We start from the raw sequence: 255 nt of genomic DNA, 5'->3' as shown, positions 1-255 counted from the left end.
CACGGTTACGCCGCGATGAGTGACACCGCGACACATCGGTTCGATCCCGTCATCCTGCGCGACTATGACGTTCGCGGCACCGTCGGCGATAACCTGCACCCGGCGGATGCGTGCGCGATCGGACGCGGCTTTGCGACCCGCATCCGGCGCAGCGGCGGGCGCCGGGTGGTGGTGGGCTATGATGGGCGCACCCATTCTCCCGCCCTCGAAGCGGCGTTGGTCGAAGGGTTGATCGCCAGCGGGGTCGATGTCGTG

General features: G+C 68.2%; 1 pseudogene. It reads left to right on the top strand.

Going from position 1 to position 255, the window contains the following annotated elements:
• Nucleotides 1-15 precede the first annotated feature (15 nt).
• Nucleotides 16-255 (top strand): annotated as a pseudogene (locus CVH10_RS22395) (phosphomannomutase/phosphoglucomutase); the annotation flags it as partial.

This window comes from Halomonas sp. ND22Bw, assembly GCF_003011945.1.
Classification (GTDB): Bacteria; Pseudomonadota; Gammaproteobacteria; order Pseudomonadales; family Halomonadaceae; genus Halomonas; species Halomonas halophila.
This window is presented reverse-complemented; position numbering and strand designations above follow the sequence as displayed.